The sequence below is a fragment of the Flagellimonas sp. 389 genome (assembly GCF_018449435.1).
Lineage (GTDB): Bacteria > Bacteroidota > Bacteroidia > Flavobacteriales > Flavobacteriaceae > Flagellimonas.
The window spans coordinates 34,685-53,534 of record NZ_JAHCMU010000016.1 but is presented as its reverse complement, the minus strand read 5'-3'; the positions used below and the strand labels follow the sequence as shown (position 1 = coordinate 53,534).

General features: G+C 36.5%; 19 protein-coding genes. 7 read left to right on the top strand and 12 right to left on the bottom strand.

Features of this window, described 5'->3' with window-relative positions:
* Positions 1-12 precede the first annotated feature (12 nt).
* The 10 genes from KIM67_RS14195 to KIM67_RS14150 form a co-directional block, all read right to left on the bottom strand.
* Complete coding sequence (locus tag KIM67_RS14195; RefSeq protein WP_213832219.1) at positions 13-876, bottom strand: alpha/beta fold hydrolase; 864 nt, start codon at positions 874-876, stop codon at positions 13-15.
* 110 nt (positions 877-986) lie between these two features.
* On the bottom strand, positions 987-1,562 hold the full coding sequence (locus tag KIM67_RS14190; protein WP_213832218.1) for a Crp/Fnr family transcriptional regulator: 576 nt from the start codon (positions 1,560-1,562) through the stop codon (positions 987-989).
* Positions 1,563-1,637: 75 nt separating this feature from the next.
* On the bottom strand, positions 1,638-1,841 hold the full coding sequence (locus KIM67_RS14185; RefSeq protein WP_213832217.1) for a hypothetical protein: 204 nt from the start codon (positions 1,839-1,841) through the stop codon (positions 1,638-1,640).
* Between the two features lie 348 nt (positions 1,842-2,189).
* Positions 2,190-2,648, bottom strand: coding sequence for a hypothetical protein (locus KIM67_RS14180; protein ID WP_213832216.1), 459 nt, complete (start codon positions 2,646-2,648; stop codon positions 2,190-2,192).
* An 88-nt stretch (positions 2,649-2,736) separates the two neighbouring features.
* Complete coding sequence (locus KIM67_RS14175) at positions 2,737-3,372, bottom strand: transglutaminase family protein (RefSeq protein ID WP_213832215.1); 636 nt, start codon at positions 3,370-3,372, stop codon at positions 2,737-2,739.
* A 238-nt stretch (positions 3,373-3,610) separates the two neighbouring features.
* Positions 3,611-4,453, bottom strand: coding sequence for an NmrA family NAD(P)-binding protein (locus KIM67_RS14170; RefSeq protein WP_213832214.1), 843 nt, complete (start codon positions 4,451-4,453; stop codon positions 3,611-3,613).
* Positions 4,454-4,559: 106 nt separating this feature from the next.
* Positions 4,560-5,549: an AraC family transcriptional regulator gene (locus tag KIM67_RS14165; protein WP_213832213.1), complete on the bottom strand. Its 990-nt coding sequence runs from the start codon at positions 5,547-5,549 to the stop codon at positions 4,560-4,562.
* A 421-nt stretch (positions 5,550-5,970) separates the two neighbouring features.
* A complete protein-coding gene (locus tag KIM67_RS18645; protein ID WP_250149270.1) occupies positions 5,971-6,267 on the bottom strand; it encodes a hypothetical protein in 297 nt (98 codons plus the stop codon).
* A 276-nt stretch (positions 6,268-6,543) separates the two neighbouring features.
* Complete coding sequence (locus KIM67_RS14155; protein ID WP_213832212.1) at positions 6,544-7,371, bottom strand: alpha/beta fold hydrolase; 828 nt, start codon at positions 7,369-7,371, stop codon at positions 6,544-6,546.
* 73 nt (positions 7,372-7,444) lie between these two features.
* Entirely contained in the window at positions 7,445-8,401 is a 957-nt protein-coding gene (locus KIM67_RS14150; protein WP_213832211.1) for a S9 family peptidase, read from the bottom strand.
* A gap of 164 nt (positions 8,402-8,565) precedes the next feature.
* Between KIM67_RS14150 and KIM67_RS14145 the strand changes: the two genes are divergently transcribed.
* Entirely contained in the window at positions 8,566-9,408 is an 843-nt protein-coding gene (locus tag KIM67_RS14145) for a 1,4-dihydroxy-2-naphthoyl-CoA synthase (protein ID WP_213832210.1), read from the top strand.
* A gap of 506 nt (positions 9,409-9,914) precedes the next feature.
* On the opposite strand, the gene KIM67_RS14140 is transcribed toward KIM67_RS14145, so the two are convergent.
* Positions 9,915-11,249, bottom strand: coding sequence for a serine hydrolase (locus tag KIM67_RS14140; RefSeq protein WP_213832209.1), 1,335 nt, complete (start codon positions 11,247-11,249; stop codon positions 9,915-9,917).
* Positions 11,250-11,299: 50 nt separating this feature from the next.
* On the opposite strand from KIM67_RS14140, the gene KIM67_RS14135 reads away from it, so the two are divergent.
* The 5 genes from KIM67_RS14135 to KIM67_RS14115 all read left to right on the top strand — a co-directional run bounded on the left by KIM67_RS14135 (position 11,300) and on the right by KIM67_RS14115 (position 16,772).
* The gene (locus tag KIM67_RS14135; protein ID WP_213832208.1) at positions 11,300-12,172 is read left to right on the top strand and encodes a pirin family protein; all 873 of its coding nucleotides are present in this window, start codon (positions 11,300-11,302) and stop codon (positions 12,170-12,172) included.
* Positions 12,173-12,575: 403 nt separating this feature from the next.
* On the top strand, positions 12,576-14,027 hold the full coding sequence (locus KIM67_RS14130) for a serine hydrolase (protein WP_213832207.1): 1,452 nt from the start codon (positions 12,576-12,578) through the stop codon (positions 14,025-14,027).
* Between the two features lie 280 nt (positions 14,028-14,307).
* Entirely contained in the window at positions 14,308-14,634 is a 327-nt protein-coding gene (locus KIM67_RS14125) for a hypothetical protein (RefSeq protein ID WP_313788444.1), read from the top strand.
* A gap of 7 nt (positions 14,635-14,641) precedes the next feature.
* The gene (locus KIM67_RS14120) at positions 14,642-15,301 is read left to right on the top strand and encodes a peptidoglycan recognition family protein (RefSeq protein ID WP_213832206.1); all 660 of its coding nucleotides are present in this window, start codon (positions 14,642-14,644) and stop codon (positions 15,299-15,301) included.
* Between the two features lie 4 nt (positions 15,302-15,305).
* Positions 15,306-16,772 (top strand): M14 metallopeptidase family protein, encoded by a 1,467-nt coding sequence (locus tag KIM67_RS14115; RefSeq protein ID WP_213832205.1) that lies wholly within the window; start codon positions 15,306-15,308, stop codon positions 16,770-16,772.
* 325 nt (positions 16,773-17,097) lie between these two features.
* Here KIM67_RS14115 and KIM67_RS14110 read toward each other — a convergent pair whose 3' ends face one another.
* Positions 17,098-18,186 carry a VWA domain-containing protein gene (locus tag KIM67_RS14110; RefSeq protein ID WP_213832204.1) on the bottom strand — a complete coding sequence of 363 codons (1,089 nt, stop codon included), beginning with the start codon at positions 18,184-18,186 and terminating at the stop codon, positions 17,098-17,100.
* Positions 18,187-18,370: 184 nt separating this feature from the next.
* On the opposite strand from KIM67_RS14110, the gene KIM67_RS14105 reads away from it, so the two are divergent.
* The gene (locus KIM67_RS14105; protein ID WP_213832203.1) at positions 18,371-18,835 is read left to right on the top strand and encodes a (2Fe-2S)-binding protein; all 465 of its coding nucleotides are present in this window, start codon (positions 18,371-18,373) and stop codon (positions 18,833-18,835) included.
* Positions 18,836-18,850: the final 15 nt, after the last annotated feature.

Here is an 18,850-nt window from a genome sequence, read left to right as displayed (position 1 = left end):
GTATTTTAATTTTCATAGATACTTATATGCAAGGTAGAACTCATTTACTATCCTGTTAAATTCAGTTGGGTTATGTTTCCAAGGTATATGCCCGCTCTTTTCTATAAGTTCAACTTTAGCTGTTGGAAATCTTTTTAGAAGTTCATTTTTGCTATTTCCATAAATATCGGTTTTCCCATAGGTTATTAGTATCGGATAATTTGGATTGTTGAATATTGACAGCGGCCTATAGTTCACGATTTCTTTTGTAGTCTTGTTAATTGGCTCTGCATGTATTTTATTAAAAAAAGCTTCTTCAATTTTCACTTCACCATACGCACTATGGTAGTTTTTAAGTACTTGTTTAAAAAGCTTTTGATATGCGCTATCACTTCCCAACATTCCTAATACCGAATTCCAGCCCATTTGTATCCATTCTTTTTTGGATGTACTCTTCTTATTGAATTCCATGACTTCCTTTTCAGTCTTTTTCCATGTTTCATTCGTACCGGAACTTGGGCTACAGAGAAATAAGCTTCTAATTTTCTTAGGTCTTGCTTCTGCATATATCTGGGCATATAGGCCACCCCATGAATGTCCAAACAGATGAAATCTGTCTATTTTTAAGTTTTCACTAATGGCGTCAATATCCGAAATGTAATCTTCCATAGCATATCCACACGCATTACATACCGATTGTCCAACTCCTCTTTGCTCAAAAGTTATTACCCGAAAATCATTTTTAAGTAGTTCAACTATTTCCAACATATCATCAGGAACTCCTGGCCCTCCATGAAGTAACATAATTGTTTCAGAAGCTCTATTTGAATATGTTTTTAAACTTAATGTGTGTGCTCCATTTCTTATAAACTCTGCGTTTTGTGCTGTTGAATCCATATACTCCGAGATTATACCAATACTGCTATTGCACTCAAATCGCTCATTTTTGGTATGAAGCAAAATTAGAATGCGGTCTACACCTTTCCATTAACAAATGATAAAAACGGTCAGCGGGACAACTCTTTGCGAAGTCTACTTAAAGAGATGGTTGTAATTCCTAGGTACGATGCAATATCGGTATGTGGAATACGGTTTTCCAAAAGTGGGTGTTTTCTGCGGAATCGTATCAATCTTTCTTTTGCCGTTAAAGAGGCTAGACCAATTTCTTTTTCAACTTTTGATATTAGCTCATTTTGAAGAACGGCGTTTCCGAAGTTGCGAATTTCTCTATTCACTATTCTTAAATTTTCAAATGCTTCGGCATTCATCGATGCTAATGTTATATCAGTTATCGCTTTGAAATTTAGGTTGGAAATATTTTTTGAAGTCCTAATGGACTGAGGGGATAAAATGGTATTTTCAGTAAATAGGGATATGGTAATTTCGTCACCATCCGGATTGACTAAATAGCTTTTACAAACTCCATCTAAAAGGAAATATTCCTTTTCATTGTGTTTGGTGTTTTGTATAAATATTTCCCCTTTTTTAAAGGTTTCAAGCGTGAGTAAACCGTCAATCTTACAAAATGATTTTTGGGATATTGAAAAAACCCCATCTACGATGTTTTTTACTTGCTCGTTCACGATATTATCAACGGTTTAGTGTATAGATTATGTAGTGTATAAAGCATTAGTTGTTTTAAACTAATTGGTCTTCGATTATCCTTCAACCCTTCTTTTAACACGCCAATTGGTAAAATATTCCCATCCTTCTCTTTCCGTTGAATTTTGAAGAGGATCAATTCCAAAAGCTTCACCCAAACTTTGCTTAATTCTTGGTTTAGTATCTATATCCTTCAACTCAGTTTCTGATTCCAACGCTTGATTGATATCATTTTTCAATTTGACATAGAACACTTCCATTTCCGACTTGGTGCTTAATTCAGAGATTTTCTCCGATAAGGTTTTATTTGATCTTGCAGGACTTTTAAACTAGATTGTAAAAACTTATTGCTCTTTCTTGCCCTTAATAAGGGAATAATAAAAGTGATTATAGTCGCCACTATGGACAAAGCCCATAGAATCCATTGAGTTGATTCTGTCATCCCAGTTTTAATTTAATTTTAAAATTAGGGCATTATTCATAAAGATTGTGTGCAGTTTCAAAATAGAAGACTGACCGTAAAGAATTTGTTCTAGCTCTATTTTATGACTAATTGTGCATATATCGATTATCGATTGAATGACATCTGTATTCTCTTGACAAAGAAATTATTCAGTCTTGTATTTGACCTTAATTTCACGTTCCAAAATAATTTCTTGGTCCAGATTTATTCTAATTTTTAGAACCCCTTCAGGTATTATTATTTCTCTGAATTTTCTTGAATTCCATGTATTGTGAGTTTTCTTTTTAGGCCTGAACTTATATGCGCTACTTTGGGCTAAAAAGTTATTGTTGACATCTAAGAAATCCATTGAAGTTGTATAGGAGTTCTTGGTTAGATTGAACCAATTAATATAAAAGAATACCTTTTCACCCTCTTTTACATTAATCTCTTTTAGATTATTCAAAGGAATATTCTTTTCTGACACTCCAGAACTAACAATCAATCTTGCATTTATTTTGCTGGTTTTTTGAACTGAAATTTTATTTTCATTGCCTTGTCCGTAGACTGTGTCATAAGGGAATTTTGTTACTATAAAGATCAATAATAAAGCTTTTATTTTCATTTTAATTCAGCTATTTTATTGTGTTTGGTTATATATTTTGAATAGTCCTTGTCGTTTCAGTATTGCAGCATTATTGATAACTGGTTTTTCACAATTTAAACTCAGTTATTTTTTCATTCGTATCAAAGATATCAGGATAGTGTTTTTTAATATTTTCGACCATGAAATCAAAAGGGACATCATCAAAATACCCATAATCGTCCAAGTATTCCATAAACCGGGTTCCTTTGCTATCATATTGTTGCAAAAACGAATGGTTTTCACCATCGAATTCCAATGGTTCAACATTCAGTTTCTTACACAGTGATTTATTGAATGCTGGCGACATTTTCAACCACTTCGCATCTAGATAGACGTTGACCATTCCGTGGGGCGTCAATTCATTTGAACCAAATTTTTCGGTCAGTCGTTCAACGGCAATATGATTCTTTACTTTGCCCAAGTGCAATCTCGCAGGTATCCCCAAAGCACGGAGGCAAGCAATTAACAGTATTGATTTTTCCACACAATTTCCCGACTGTTTTTGCGCAATATGACTTGACTTATACTTGTCTTTTGAAAGACTTATGCTGTAAGGGTCATATTTCCAATGATCACGTACTTTGGTGTAAATTCCAATTGCCTTTTCTTTATCGGACAAAGTATCAGTTTTAAATTCGGAAATCAGGTCTTGAACTGATTTGTTTTCAAAATCGAAGTAATATGTGGGTTCCAAATGTGTCATTCTCGATGGAGTAGGGTTTTTAGTTTGTGCCCAACTGTACAATAGCTACAAAATAGCAGTAGCGAATTTATACAGACTACTTTTTCTAAAAGGAATTTACAAAATAAAAAGTAATAGCAACTTGAACTCAGGCTCATGTCGCTATTACTTATACGCCTTATTGGGAATAGTTGGTATTGTAAAACAACCTACATATATTTTAACAGTTGTTTCTTTTTTAAACTACGACCTTCAGATTTTACAAAGTATTCGCAACACTTTGATTCCAAACACCAGATGCTGCTGTCTTTGTTGCATAAGTTTCAAAATCTTTAGCAGGTCTACCTAAAACTTCGGCAACATCATTAGAGATCTCTTGGTTCTTTGCATTCCCCAATACTTCTTGGAATAAATAACCGAATAGCCAAACGTAAGAATCAGGTAATCCTGCCTTTCGCATACCTTCCTTAAATTCGTCAATAGAAATGGGTACAAATTGAATCTGTTTATCAGAAGCTTCTGCCATAATTTCAACGACCTCCTTAAAGGTTCGCTTTTGAGGCCCGGTAACGGTGATGGTTTGTCCGTTATACGAATCATCCAAAATTACTGTTGAAACTACGTCAGCAATATCATCCACATCCACAAATGGAATTTCGGCCTCTGGCATGGGCAGTGCGACCACACCATCTAATACAAATTCTAAAAAGGCACCTTCACTAAAATTCTGATTAAACCATGACGCTCTTACCAAGGTATAGTTTAATCCAGAATTGGCGACAATTTCCTCACAAGCTTCAGCTTCAGTTTCACCTTTACCAGAGAGTAATACTACTTTTTCTAAACCTGCCTCTAATGCCTTTTTAGTAAGTGTGCTGATCGCATCTCTTGAGCCTGGGACAGCCAAATCTGGATAATACACAATGTAGGCTCTATCCATGTCTTTTAAAGCTACATTATAGGTTTCTGGATTTTCCCAATCAAAAGCCGGGTTCGTTTTTCTCCCAACAACCCGTACGTTATGTCCAGATTGTGTTAAGTTTTCTGCAACTCTGCGACCAGTTTTTCCAGTGCCTCCGATAACTAAAATGTTGTGTTTCATAATGTTTATATCTTAAATAATTTGATGATACAAAGTTGCACAGTGATCAAATGGGATTTTTGACACTTCAGGACAACCTTTTGACATTTTACGCCAAAATGGAGTTTTAGCTCTTTTTTCTAAATTCTGTGGGCGTTTGGTTGGTCCATTTCTTGAATGCACGATTAAATGTACTTTGTTCTGAAAACCCCGTTAAGAAGGCAATCTCGCCAATGCTATGTACATCATCAAGTAACATTTCCTTAGAGAGATGTTCTTGAGTTTTTCTAATTAAATCCCGATAGGTCACACCTGCTTCAGAAAGTCTTCTGGTAAGTGTTCTATTGCTCATTGCCAAAAGAGCGCTTATATCTTGAATTCCCGGTATACCTGTTGGAAGGGCATCTTTAATTAGCGATTCAACATCGCGGACAAATGTATTGCCCGGTATTTTAATTCCTTTCGTATTTTCATCTACTTGTTGTAGCAAGTAGCTATTGATACTTGTATCTGCTTTGGCAGTTCTCAGATTTAAATCAGCTGTTTTATAACTTATGGAATAGGACGGCTGATTAAAGTGTATAGGGCACTTAAAAGCGGCATTAAAGCTAGTCAGGTCTTTGGGTGCGTTGTGCTTAAAACTAACTTGGGTTGGTAAAATATCTTTTTCGGACATGGCTTGCAACACCACAACAGTAGCAGATAAACTTGCTTCAGTTGATAATTCCATACCTCTTCTATGGGCTTCTCTATTAAGTAGTACGTGAGAAACGTTTCCTTCTTCTTTAATTTGCCATACAAAGGTATTTGAGAGCAATTTAAAATAGCGTTCGCTACGTTCAAAAATCTCACCAACTCTTGAGCAAGTGCGCCAGGAAAGCCCTAAAACCCCATAATCTTCAATAATCATTTGCTGACCTACACGAACCCCAAAACCAGGGCCAAGTTTATCATCGAGTAATTCGTGCGCAGTTAAAAACTCTTTTGCTGAGATGACTTGTAATTTTTCAGCTTCTTCAATTGGAGTAGGCCAATTTTTAAATTCATTTCTAGACATACCTTCTGCTATAGCACAATTGAGCATTTTGAGATATAGATTTATAGAAAAGTATTTCATTTTTATTCCAAAACTTGAAGGGAGTATGTCCTTTAAATTATTGTCAACGGCTCCGTATATGAAAATGTAGTGCTAAAAATAAGCTATTACTTTTCGGATTATACACAAACCAATTCTTAAATTGTAAGAATGCTAAACCTTTATGTTGGCAAAGACTTGCGCCATTTTTATATACATTGTTAACCACATTTTTTCGTTCAGCTTATCCAATGTCCGAGGCTTTCTTTTTCAATCCATTTTCCATCGATAAGTTCATAGATTCTTTCTTCTCCACCACCACATAATCTTCCGCAAACTGTTCCGATTTGTACATAAGCTAAGTCAAATGTTTCATTAAATATTGGCTTGCTTATCGAACAATATCCATTTTCACAACTCGTATCTAACCAGTTCCAAAATCTAAATTCCCTACTTTCTGATTTTATTCCAAATTCTTTAAATTGTTGTTCGGTAAGTATATTTTATCTGGTACTAAATCCGATGTAATTTGAAATACCTTGTAGAGATTTGATTGTGCATTTAGGTGAGTAGTATCTTGAATTTTTAAATTGTCTTTTAAATAGTCCTTAAAATCTGAAACCATAGGATGCGAAACAGCTCTCGGTTTTTCAGTTATACAACTTGACATTAAATATCCATCAATTTCCTCTTTTAGAATCTGCGTTATTAATTCCGTAGTTTTTTGAGCGTCCACTTCCGCCAACGATTTCGAATTCATTTTTTTTTCCGTTTTGCAACCGAAGTTCAAAATCAGAACTATGAATGATATGTAAAGTATTGTTTTTTTCAAAAGGTGGCTAACGGTTGGATAAATACAACTTATCATAAAAGTAGGCATATCCAAAGTAAAACATCGGTTATAGTATACCTTTTTTAGGATTTTGCAATAACCACTCAAAACAGCGTTATTGAAGAATACTTGGTTATGATATATTTAGAAAATCAAATAAGTAAATGGGGTATGATATGTCACGGTATTAAAAACCAAATCCTCTTAACGCGTATTAATCTTCAGTATAAAATTTTCTAAAATAGCATTAAATGTAGCAGGATTGTCCAAATTGGCAAAGTGTCCTGCATTTTTCATAACTACCATGCCAAAATTACCTCGTTTTTTAAAGCTGGTCAGTGTGCTCCCAAGCACTTTATTGATTTCCTTATCCAGTTTTCCTTTGAGTATCGTGACTGGTACATTGGTTTCTTCAACAATGTCCAGATAGTCAAAGTTTGCCAAATGGGGCACTAATGTCATGATTGTCTTTTTGTTGGATTGTATTAGCATTTTTTCGATCCGCTCTTTGGAAACAGCCGTTTGTCCAGCAGATTTGGATAAAAAAGCAATATATCTCAATGGTAATACTTTGTAAGACAATAGCAATAATCCCAACATAAATTTTGAAGTTTTCATTTGTGCCGTCGTACCAAAGGTGGTAAATGATTTTATGCGTTCTGGCGCTAATCGCAACACTTCATAACCAACGTTACCACCCATGGAATTGCCAACAAAATGAACATGTTTAATACCCAGTCTATAAAGTAGCCCCACAATATCCTTACCCATTTTTTGAAATGGTGATTCAGGATTATTGGATCTATGTACAGTACATGAATTACCGTGTCCCCGTAAATTAATGGAAATCACCTTAAACTTATTATGAAAGTAGACATGCTGGCCATTAAACTGTGAAGCATTGGCACCTAAGCCATGTACAAAAAGAATCGTTTCAGTATTGGATTCTCCGCTGATAACATACTCAACTCGTGTATCCTTTAAATCCAGTAAGACCGTTCTACATATTTTTAAGTGGTTTGATGCTTGCATAAAAACTTGATGGTATGCCCATTCATAAACATAGTCTCGCTATACGGATACAATATGATAAATCAAAAATGTCTCATTTTAGATGTCTTCTAAACCACGAAATTATTTCTTCAAAAGAATCAAATTTTGAATAGGGCAGGGAGTGACTTTTTTTATCATATATCTTAAGCTTGTAGGGCTTATTGTTTATATGTAATTGCTTTGCAAGTTCAAGAGCGCTTTTAGCAGGCACACGTCCATCTTGCCTTGAATGAAGTATGTAAACGGGCGAATTAATTTTATCTGCCCAAGTTGTAGCCGACCGATTTTTTAAGTAGTTCGATCTGTTTTTATCAAAATGAAGAAGGAGATTCTTCAAACCAAGATAATTTTCCTCCTCAGATAGATCGGACCATCCATCCAAAAATATAGGTCGCTTCTTTACAAATAGTTCAAAGTCGGCAATTCCACCAATAACAACGGCAGCATTTACATCAATCTTGGTAAGGCTCTTATAGGTCATAAGCCCACCACGCGATATGCCCATCATAAAAATATTCTCACTGTCCACATAATCCAAAGTCATTATCGACTTGTGCAAATTAATCACGTCATCAATATCATCCCCTCCAATTTGGTCGTACTTGCCCCTGTTTCCCACATATCTGTAGTTAGAGGCAAAAACTACAAACCCTTCTTTTGCCAAAGCATAGAAATCTGGGAAATCTTCTTCTGAAAGTTTAGCATAATTCCCTGTACCGCCGCGATTGTATAGGATTACTGGTATTTTTTTTCTTTGAACTAATCTTGGACGACATAAAAAACCGTCAACCTTAACACTATCACTTTTGTACTTAAAATGTTCAAATACATAGTCACCTTGCGTTTGGGCAGCTTTATAGGATAGACTATCATACCTGTACTTACCCCATTCACTAATTTGCTCATACGGAGTTTCTATTTTTTTTTCCGAAACTTCAAAAAAGCCGGATTGTGCACTGCTATTGCTCCTTGCAACCACTAAAATCAATACTAATACTATTTTTTTCATAGAAGTATTTAAAAATAAAGTAGAATACGTTTTAAGATTCACCAAAATTACCCTTAAACCATAAAATTGAAGGTTTGAAAAAAATAACATACGTCAAAAAGTACTGATTTTGAAAATAGCTGTGCACAAATTCCGTTATTTTGTAATCCTTTAAAACAATTGAGATGAAATCACCCAACTGGCGGAATGCGATAGAATTTGAAGATATTACCTATAAAAAATGTAATGGCGTGGCCCGTATCGCTTTTAACAGACCCAATGTCCGTAACGCTTTTAGGCCAAAAACCACAAGCGAACTCATTAAAGCGTTTTATGATGTACAGGAGGATACTTCGATTGGAGTAGTATTACTTTCTGCGGAAGGTCCCTCCAGCAAGGATGGCATTTGGTCCTTCTGTAGTGGTGGAGACCAAAAGGCTAGGGGGCACCAAGGCTATGTAGGCGAAGATGGACAACATCGCTTGAATATTTTAGAAGTGCAGCGTATGATTCGATTTATGCCCAAAGTGGTTATTGCCGTAGTGCCTGGTTGGGCCGTTGGTGGTGGGCATAGCTTGCATGTGGTCTGCGATATGACCTTGGCCAGTAAAGAACATGCCATCTTTAAACAAACCGATGCAGATGTCACCAGTTTTGATGGGGGATATGGATCAGCCTATTTGGCAAAAATGGTGGGGCAAAAAAAAGCTAGAGAGATTTTCTTCTTGGGCAGAAACTATTCGGCACAAGAGGCCTGTGAAATGGGGATGGTCAACGCCGTTGTTCCGCATGAAGAATTGGAAAATACTGCATACCAATGGGCTCAAGAGGTACTTGAAAAATCACCCACTTCTATAAAAATGCTCAAATTCGCTATGAACCTTACAGATGATGGTATGGTAGGGCAGCAGGTGTTTGCCGGAGAAGCCACACGCCTAGCATATATGACGGATGAAGCCAAAGAAGGACGAAATGCTTTTCTGGAAAAAAGAAAACCCAACTTTGGGAAGAACAATTGGATACCTTAATTTCAGTTTTCAGTTTTCAGTTTTCAGTTCTCTGATCTCTGACTTCTTATCTCTAAGTTCTTCTTTACACGATGTAATGCTGAGCCTGTCGAAGCATCTTTTAATTCTAAGTTTTCAGCTCTCATTTTTAAGTGGGCGGTAAGCAGTTCCACATTCTCCTAACTTCAATTTCCTAACCTCTAACTTCCGTCATTAGTCTTCTATCATATCTTCTCAAAAAAGTTATCTTCCCCCTTTTTTCGAAGTAATGTAAAACAACCCTACCATCAACTGAAAAACCAAAAACCATCAATCAATATAGCCATAAACTAAAAAGAGCCCTGCCGTTACGGTCAAGACTCTTTTACGAGAACACTATATGAAAATGAAAAAATTTACTTGTCTTTAAATATCTTTTCTTAGTTATTACACTGTAAATGTAGCCTGACAGTTCACCCAAATGAAATTATTGTTGTGAACGGTTGTTTTGTTGTGGTTAGCGCAATGTTTTGGATAGTAATATCGATTTATGGTACGATTTTAACGACCTCTGACAAGAATGCATTTACATCAAATGTTGGGTTTTCAGCTAATCCAGTACGTACAACTACCAAATTCTTTGATGGAATCACAAAAACATATTGTCCTTGATATCCATTACAGGAAAAGAGGTCTTTAGGTGCATCGGGATATTTTCCTTCTGTGTTCAACCAAAAATGTGCTCCATACGTACCTTTGGAATGGAGCGTAGGCTCGGTGATATAGTCGACCCATTTTGGACTAAAGATTTGCTCCCCGTTCCATGTACCCTTATCCAGATACAGCTGCCCAAAGCGAGCCCAGTCGCGAGTACTGGCCCATGAATAGGAAGAACCTACATAATTACCGGCAATATCGGCCTCCAATATCATAGAGTGCATCCCAATTTTATCAATTAAGGTAGCATAAGGAAAATCAAGATATTCCTGGTGCGACCTAAACTGTTGTCGTAGTATTCCAGAAAGTAAATTTGAAGTACCGGAAGAATAGTTCCAGATTTCTGTTGGTTTTGCAATTGCTTCTTTTTCTTTTTGGGCTTGGGTCATGTCGCTATCCAGAAAGAGCATTTTGGTAACATCGGAAATTTTGGTGTAATCCTCTTCCCAGGCCAGGCCACTTTGCATACGCAACAAATGGTTTAATGTAATCTCCTTTCGGGCATCATTTTTCCATTCGGCGATAGGAGCGGGCCAAGACATTTCTAATTTTCCTTGATGTTCCAGGACACCATAGCATGTAGCTAAGACACTTTTGGTCATGGACCATCCCAAAACAGGAGTATCTTTTGTAAAACCATCCGCATATTTTTCTGCAATCAGGTGTCCTTTATACAATATTAGAAGCGTTCTTGTTTTTTGAATCCCAGGACTATCAAAAGCAGTTGCGATGGCCTTGCTCACTTGCAGCTCATTGATTTCCGGGAAAATAGTATCCTTAGGACTAGCTTGTCCATAGGGATATGGAATCGTATCCGCAGAAAAATTTCTATTCGGTTTAAGCATAAATGCTGCCTTGTCATAATCCTCGTTTACAAGAACGGTTCCCAATCCTTCCCTGTACACTGCTTTACGGTCCATAAGTCCATAAACAGCTGCTGTAGCTGACTTAGTGCCCTTATCAACTTCTGTCGTTGCCAATTTAATGAGCGGTACATTATTATCGTTTTGGGTCACCGATGCTGCTGAACGTTCGGCTACGAATACAGCGGATGCCATGTTTTTAACGGCATACCCAGATATCATGTTTAGTTTGGGGTAGTTTAAATAGACAACAACACCGATAATGATTATCAGCAGAATTAATGAACGTTTCAATAGTTTCATGGATATGGATTTATCGTAACTTAGAGGGACTAAATATAAACATTTACAGTATGTCCAACATAGGATTGATCATTGAAGAAAGAAGTCGTGACATTGGTGATTTTTTAGTAGGAAGGCTCATTCCGTTTCGAAAAAAGCGAATGATCGGCCCTTTCATTTTTATTGACCATATGGGACCTACAGTGCTTGGACCTAATCGGTATATGGATGTGGACCAACATCCCCATATCGGACTGTCCACGCTTACTTTTATGTTAGAGGGCGAAATTGTGCACGAAGACAGTATAGGCACAAACCAACGGATAAGCCCAGGTTCTGTAAATTGGATGACAGCAGGCAAAGGAGTTTCCCATTCGGAAAGAACCCCTACGGATTTACGTAACGGAAAGATATTTACTGCACACGGTTACCAGATTTGGGTCGCACTTCCAAAAGAACTGGAAGACATAGAGCCAGAATTTCATCATATCAGCGGGAATGATTTGCCTAAATGGAAGGATGGCCCAACTGAATTCACATTAGTAGCTGGTGAAGGCTACGATAAAAAATCTCCCGTACCCACATATTCCCCTCTTTTTATGGTCGAAGTGAAAAATGAATCTGAATACCCACTAGATGTTAAAGATAACCTCAAAGGTGAGATTGGCATCTGTATCGTGGAAGGCGGAATTACCGCTTGTGGTGAAGACATTGGGAAAGGAAATATTTTGGTTTCCAAGGTTGAAGATACGTGCGAGATTTTACTAAAATCAAATTCCCATATTTTACTTTTTGGAGGTGAGCCTTTTCCGGAAGAGCGGCATATTTATTGGAACTTTGTTTCATCGAGCAAAGAGAAAATTGAAAAGGCTAAACAGGAATGGAACGCTAAAACTTTTCCAATGATGGAACATGACCCTACTTACGTTCCACTTCCAAGCTAAGGTTTTTTCAAAAACAATAGTATTGCCACATATCCCTTGGTGCTACATTAACGGTATATATTATCCTTTTATATTTTGTTGCTGCTTAAGTAATCAGGATTGATAGTTTCTTATTTATGTTTTGGAACGTTACCATTATCTAACCTGAAGCTGGGGGCTTTTCACTCTTCCTTATAGTTTTCTTTTCATTTAGCTGTAGTTATTTTCAAAAAGAGCAAAAAAATAGAATTATTGTAACCATATCAATTTTTGGGAGTACTTGCTCAAAATAGCCCCTAATTCAATAAATCATCAAAAAGAATTACTCCTATACGTTGCACTAACTTTTAACAAAATCCGAAACAACGATAAACGCTTTATCTAATTTAAAAGAAATATACAACCATAATAAATAGATACTTAAATGAAAACATACCTAATTCAGACCTTTATTTGCATTTCAATAGTAGTCACCTCGTGTTATTCACAAGAAGAATTGACCAAAACTTATATCAATAAGGTATTGGATATCCATGGCCAAAATCTACTAAAAGACACCAATGCGTTTGCCGCATCCATATCCGTAATAAAAAATGGGCAAACCTATACCAAACATTATGGGGAAATTGACAAGGGAAAGGGCAACAAAATTACAGATACAACGCTTTTTGAAATTGCATCTGTCACCAAAGTGTTTACCGGAACTTTGATGGCGAAGGCTGTTTTGGACCAAAAAGTAAATCTAGAGGATGATATCAGAAAATTTTTACCAGGAAAATATCCAAACCTCGAGTTTCAAGGTCGACCTATTCGAGTTAAAGATTTACTAGGATTCAAGTCTGGGATCAATCGGAGTTTTCCAGATATAAGTTCATTACGGATAGTAGAAGATGATAGCACTGTTTTTAGACTTAAAGAGTTTGGTGCAACTTATGACAAATCAGATTTTTTTGAAGATTTAAAAAAAGTGAAGTTGGATACTTTTCCAGGTACAACGAACTACTATAATGAGCTATGCCCCGAACTTACAGGATACATTTTAGAAAAAGTCTATCAAAAGGATTTTAGAGAAATCGTTGAGGACGAACTTCTTGAAAAACTTGGAATGAAGGCAACCTCTTTTATGGTACCGAGTTCTAAAACATTATTGAATGGCTACAATAAAAACGAAAAATTGATGCCAAATTTTGCGTATCGTATCTGGGGAGCTGGCGGAATGTTAAAATCCACGATTAGTGACCTCAATACATTTTTGAAATACCAGTTAAGACTTGATGACAAATTGGTTTTAGAATCTCGAAGAAATATTACAAATTCTAATGAAAACTGGAATGGATACTTGTGGGATGATATTAACGTGACAAGGAATGGTCTCCGTTGTCTCAAGCATGGTGGTGCATATGGAGTGCAGAATATGTTCGTTGTTTTCCCTGAGCAGAATTTGGGGATTTCATTGGTTATCAATCAAAGTACACCTACAACACATGAAAAGCTTCATATTGTCATTAACTCAATTGTAAGTGACTTATGTGACTTTAACCGATACCATGGGAAAATCTATGGTTACCGTATTGAAAATGATGTTATCGTTTTTCAATATACGCATTCTGAAAAGTTAAATAATGATATGATTAAAAGCGTTTCGGTTACCGGAACCTTCAATAATTGGAATCCAAATAACGATTCATACCAAATGAATAACTTAGGACAAGGAGTTTATGAACTATCGGTTCCAATATCAAACTTCCAAAACGAAAACACACACGAGTTTAGATTTGTAATCAATAAGAATAGCTGGTTAACAATACCTAAAGGAATCTCAAATCGAACACTTACGAATAAATATAACAATATTACATTGGTGGTCAAAAAATAAAACTTTGAGTATTTTCTTCAATTGCAAAGAAATATTTTAATAAAACCAGAGAAGTGAATATATGTCCTAACGTGTGTTTTATATTTTCTGTTGCTTGCATCGTTCTTGTACTCTAATCGATCATCATTCAATAGACGTCCCATTTACAAAAGGATTTTCTATCTTTAGAAATCAATCAATACTAACTTCTTTGAAGAATTTTTTGCTTTGCTTCTTGATATTTCTTGCTTGTAAGCAAAAAACTGTCCCCCAACCTAAATGGGAATGGAAAACTATAGCTGTGACCGCCTCAGCATATAATTCGGTTTCATGGCAGACCACTGGCACTAATCCAAGTATCGCAGCTTGGGGAGATACCTTAAAACCCGGAATGAAAAGTATTGCGGTTTCCAGAGATCTTTTAAAACTAGGTTTAAAGCATAACACCATGGTGAAAATAGATACCTTTCCCGATACTTTTTATGTCATGGATAAAATGAACCGAAAGTGGCACAATAGAATCGATATCTATATGGGACTGGATGTTAAAAAAGCAAGGCAGTGGGGGAAAAAGAAACTGAAAATTCGTTATGCCGTCCCTTTGGATACTATATTTACTTCCAAATAAACTAAAGATGAAAAAAGCTGGATTATTGGTTTTGATACTAAGTATTCTATGGTCCTGTAATACGAAACATGAGATAGTGGATAGACCAATTGTTTTTGATAAAGAACGTGTCGAGCTAACGAAAGAATATCTGGCACAGCGTTACAATTTAGAACAGGAAACACCAGAGATAGTTCCCAAAATGATTGTGTTGCACTGGACGGCCATTCCAACACTTCAAAAATCTTTTGAAGCTTTTGAAAAACCAACACTCCCCAATTGGCGTCCCGATATAGAAAGCGTAAGCGGTCTAAACGTATCTTCCCATTTTTTGATAGATCAAGATGGTACTATTTATAGATTAATGCCAGAAACTACAATGGCCAGGCATGTAATTGGGCTGAACCATTGCGCCATAGGCGTTGAAAATGTAGGTGGTACCGAAAACACCCCGTTGACCAAAGAACAGCTAGAAGCGAATATCTTTTTAGTGGAATACTTGGCGGATAAATATGATATTGAATATGTGATAGGACATTATGAGTATACCCAGTTTGAAGGCCATCCGTTATGGTTGGAAGTGGACGATGGATACCGCACCACAAAAACAGACCCGGGAACTGATTTTATGAACGGTGTGCGTGAAGCCACAAAAAGATTTAATTTTAAGCCTGTTCCCTCAAAATAAAAGCATGCAAAAACGAACATTACTTTTTTTATTGGGATTGCTCAGTATAGCGTCTTATTCCCAAGAAGCGATTACGTCAAAATTATACGAAACGTACGATACGTATAAAGAAGCTACTTTGGAAAAAAGACGTATAAAGCACAAACAAATACAGCCTTTGATTCAACGATTTGAAGCCAATGCAAAGTTTGAGGTACAAAAAGTAGGTGAATCCATAGAAGAGCGCGATCTGCATTTGATCAGTATAGGTTCTGGATCGGAAAATATTTTTTTATGGTCGCAAATGCATGGAAACGAACCAACCGCGACCATGGCTATTTTCGATATCCTTAATTTTTTAGATGCCCCGGAATTCAAATCGGAAAAGGAACTTATTCTTTCAAAATTAAAGCTTCATTTTCTTCCAATGCTCAATCCAGATGGGGCAGAGATATACCAGCGTAGAAATGCTTTGGGAATCGATATCAACAGAGATGCATTACGACTGCAATCTCCTGAAGGAAGAACATTAAAAAGACTCCGTGATAGTTTGGATGCCAAATTTGGGTTTAACCTTCATGATCAAAGTACTTATTACAATGCAGAACTGACAAGTAAACCAGCTACGATTTCATATTTGGCAACTGCCTTTAATTATGAAAAGGATATTAATGAAGTTCGCTCAAACGCTATGAAGGTTATCGTTTACATGAACAATATCATCCAAAAATATGCACCAGGTCAGGTAGGACGATACAGTGATGATTTTGAACCACGTGCTTTTGGCGATAATATTGCCAAATGGGGCACAAGCTTAATTTTAATCGAATCTGGTGGTTATGCGAATGATGTGGAAAAGCAAGAAATACGAAAGTTAAATTATGTTTCCATCCTGTCGGCGTTGTATACTATTGCAAAGGAAAGCTACAAAAGCATTCCAGAAGCCGATTATGAAAAGATTCCAAGGAATGACCGTAAACTCTTTGACCTGAAAATTGAAAATGTAACCTATGAGCTTTTAGGAAAGGATTACATCTTAGATTTAGGAATTCATCGTCAAGAAGTAGATGATGAAAATCATGAATCTTTCTATTATCGAAGTATGGTTGCTGATCAAGGAGATTTGTCCACATTCTATGGCTACGAAACTTTTGATGCTACAGGCTATAAAATAGTGCCTCCAAAAATGTACCCTAAAAGTATGGATACGAATACACGAAAGTTATGGAATGATAAGAACAGTCCGTTTAAATCTGGCTATGGGTATTTTACGACCAATTTCTTACCTCCAATTCCGTACACGGAAATGCCCGGACATTTTGTAAAGAAAAACTATAAGGTACCAGATTTTAGACTTCGTCCCGGAGTAAACCCAACGTTCTTTTTAGAAAAAGATGGAAAATTGACCCATGCTGTAATCAACGGGTTTTTAATCGATTTTTCAAAACCAATAGAAAAGCAAAATTTTGGTAATGCGTTGATTTACCGTTAATATCCAAATTGAATGTTTATTTGTGTACCGTACTTGAAAAGTAACACGAGCATTGTTAAGAGCAAACCTAGTATTGAAGTGAATAAAGATAGTACCACTCCTTTTGACCAATTGGATAATGGACCTATTGCACTTTTCTGAATAATCTCTTTTACCACATCCATAATCATTATTTTTGAGTTAAACTTAAGTCAGTTTAAAAGGATGTAATTAGTTGTTGTTTATGTATTTATAACAACTATCGCACCAAAAACCCTACTTTTAGGACATGGTCGAACATTAAAGAAATCGAAAGAATAGGATTTATGTTAATCTGAATAAAGTGCTATTCGCAGCCTCCCATAAATCCATTGGCACTGAACTTGGTCTGTACTGCGCCCTGCAGTCCACCATTGGTCAATTGAATAACTAGATTGTTGTCACCGCTACCATCCCGTTTTGGAGTACAGTACTCAAACAAATAAAAACTGTTGGCCTGTTCCGAAACACGTTGGGAAATCTGTGTAAACGTAGCTTCCAATTCCTCTTTGTTTCCTGCAAATACACTAGCGGTCTTTCCAATATTTATTAAGATACTTGTATCAATTTCAGAACCTAATCCAATGGTGAAAAAAGAAATATTTTGATTTGCATCGTTTACCGCCCTTAACGCAGTTTCTTCTGAAAATCGTGAGGCTTGGTCAGTGCCATCGGTAAAAAGTACAATAGAAGCAGCCCCTATAACAGAGGCCTCATTGTTTGCTTTAATTTCATCTTCGGCAATCTGAGTAGACTTTATAACGGCACCATATAAATCTGTTGATGGGTCGTTACTTATGTCCGTAGTGATACCATCGATGGCAGCGGTAAGCTCCGTTGCAGAAGAAGTAAGTGGGTTTAAAAGGTGTAACTCATCCTCACCATCGAACCAATAAATGGCCATTTTAAAAGAATCCCCCTCAGGAGTAGGGATTACATTGTTGATAAAACTCGTAGATGCAGTTTTTAGTTCATCCAAGCTACTTTCCAGGACACTATTGCTTAAATCGAGCACCAATAGCGTAGTATTATTGAAAATTTGAGAGTTTGATGAAATTCTCGCTGAAGATTCCGAAGAAGATATGGTATTGAAACAATCGTCGTTTCGGCCCTGCTCATAGATTGTAAATTGATCTGCCGTTAAACCAGATATGGGTGTCCCGGCACTGTCGGAAACTTTAAAAAGAATGGATACTTTTCCAGGAAGTGTGGTGAACTGGTCCTGAATAGAAAGTAATAATTCATTTTCTTCAAATCCTAAACAATCATCAGCTTCTTCGCCTTGGCCCAATTCCCGCTGGTTAATATCAAAATCGACATCATCATCGGAATTTCCACAAGAAGAGATAAAAACGGTTAGGACAACAAAGCAGAAGAGTTTGAATACATTTTTCATTTTACAAAAAGTTGAGGTTCTTTTTGCAAAACGCTTGTTTTGTTTGAAAATTACTTTTGGAGTTCATTATATGATTAAAGAAAAGTTAAAAAAAATAGCCGTTTGTTAAAAAAAAAGGAGTCCAATCAATTTTTGGTAACTTGAACATGCAAACAACTTGAAATTCAATCAATTCAAAAACACTATGCCAACGTATCAGATTAAAGTAAACGGGGAATCCAAAACAGTTGATGTTTCTGAAGACACTCCAGTGCTATGGGTACTACGGGACCATTTAGAGTTAGTGGGAACAAAGTACGGATGTGGAATAGGCCAATGTGGTGCTTGTACCATACATGTTGAAGGTACGGCAATGAGAAGTTGTTCCTTGACCTTGGCCCAAATTGATGGTAAATCTATAACTACCATTGAAGGCCTATCCGAAGATGGAACACACCCGGTGCAAGAGGCTTGGAAGGAAGTGGACGTTCCCCAATGTGGTTATTGCCAAGCAGGACAGATTATGACAGCTTCCGCATTTTTGGAAAGCAATCCCAATCCGACTGAAGACGATGTAAAAAACGCAATGCACGGTAATATATGCAGATGTGCGTCATATACCAGAATCCGTAAGGCGGTTATGATTGCTTCGGAGAACATGGATCAATAAAAGCAGTACTTCTTC

Bases quoted from the DNA above. Each gene is read 5' to 3' on its own strand.
- KIM67_RS14195 (WP_213832219.1), bottom strand. From the start codon at position 876: ATGGATTCAACAGCACAAAACGCAGAGTTTATAAGAAATGGAGCACAC.
- KIM67_RS14115 (WP_213832205.1), top strand. From the start codon at position 15,306: ATGCAAAAACGAACATTACTTTTTTTATTGGGATTGCTCAGTATAGCG.
- KIM67_RS14110 (WP_213832204.1), bottom strand. From the start codon at position 18,186: ATGAAAAATGTATTCAAACTCTTCTGCTTTGTTGTCCTAACCGTTTTT.
- KIM67_RS14140 (WP_213832209.1), bottom strand. From the start codon at position 11,249: ATGAAACTATTGAAACGTTCATTAATTCTGCTGATAATCATTATCGGT.
- KIM67_RS14185 (WP_213832217.1), bottom strand. From the start codon at position 1,841: ATGGAAGTGTTCTATGTCAAATTGAAAAATGATATCAATCAAGCGTTG.
- KIM67_RS14105 (WP_213832203.1), top strand. From the start codon at position 18,371: ATGCCAACGTATCAGATTAAAGTAAACGGGGAATCCAAAACAGTTGAT.
- KIM67_RS14130 (WP_213832207.1), top strand. From the start codon at position 12,576: ATGAAAACATACCTAATTCAGACCTTTATTTGCATTTCAATAGTAGTC.
- KIM67_RS14175 (WP_213832215.1), bottom strand. From the start codon at position 3,372: ATGACACATTTGGAACCCACATATTACTTCGATTTTGAAAACAAATCA.
- KIM67_RS18645 (WP_250149270.1), bottom strand. From the start codon at position 6,267: ATGAATTCGAAATCGTTGGCGGAAGTGGACGCTCAAAAAACTACGGAA.
- KIM67_RS14120 (WP_213832206.1), top strand. From the start codon at position 14,642: ATGAAAAAAGCTGGATTATTGGTTTTGATACTAAGTATTCTATGGTCC.
- KIM67_RS14145 (WP_213832210.1), top strand. From the start codon at position 8,566: ATGAAATCACCCAACTGGCGGAATGCGATAGAATTTGAAGATATTACC.
- KIM67_RS14155 (WP_213832212.1), bottom strand. From the start codon at position 7,371: ATGCAAGCATCAAACCACTTAAAAATATGTAGAACGGTCTTACTGGAT.
- KIM67_RS14150 (WP_213832211.1), bottom strand. From the start codon at position 8,401: ATGAAAAAAATAGTATTAGTATTGATTTTAGTGGTTGCAAGGAGCAAT.
- KIM67_RS14170 (WP_213832214.1), bottom strand. From the start codon at position 4,453: ATGAAACACAACATTTTAGTTATCGGAGGCACTGGAAAAACTGGTCGC.
- KIM67_RS14180 (WP_213832216.1), bottom strand. From the start codon at position 2,648: ATGAAAATAAAAGCTTTATTATTGATCTTTATAGTAACAAAATTCCCT.
- KIM67_RS14135 (WP_213832208.1), top strand. From the start codon at position 11,300: ATGTCCAACATAGGATTGATCATTGAAGAAAGAAGTCGTGACATTGGT.
- KIM67_RS14165 (WP_213832213.1), bottom strand. From the start codon at position 5,549: ATGAAATACTTTTCTATAAATCTATATCTCAAAATGCTCAATTGTGCT.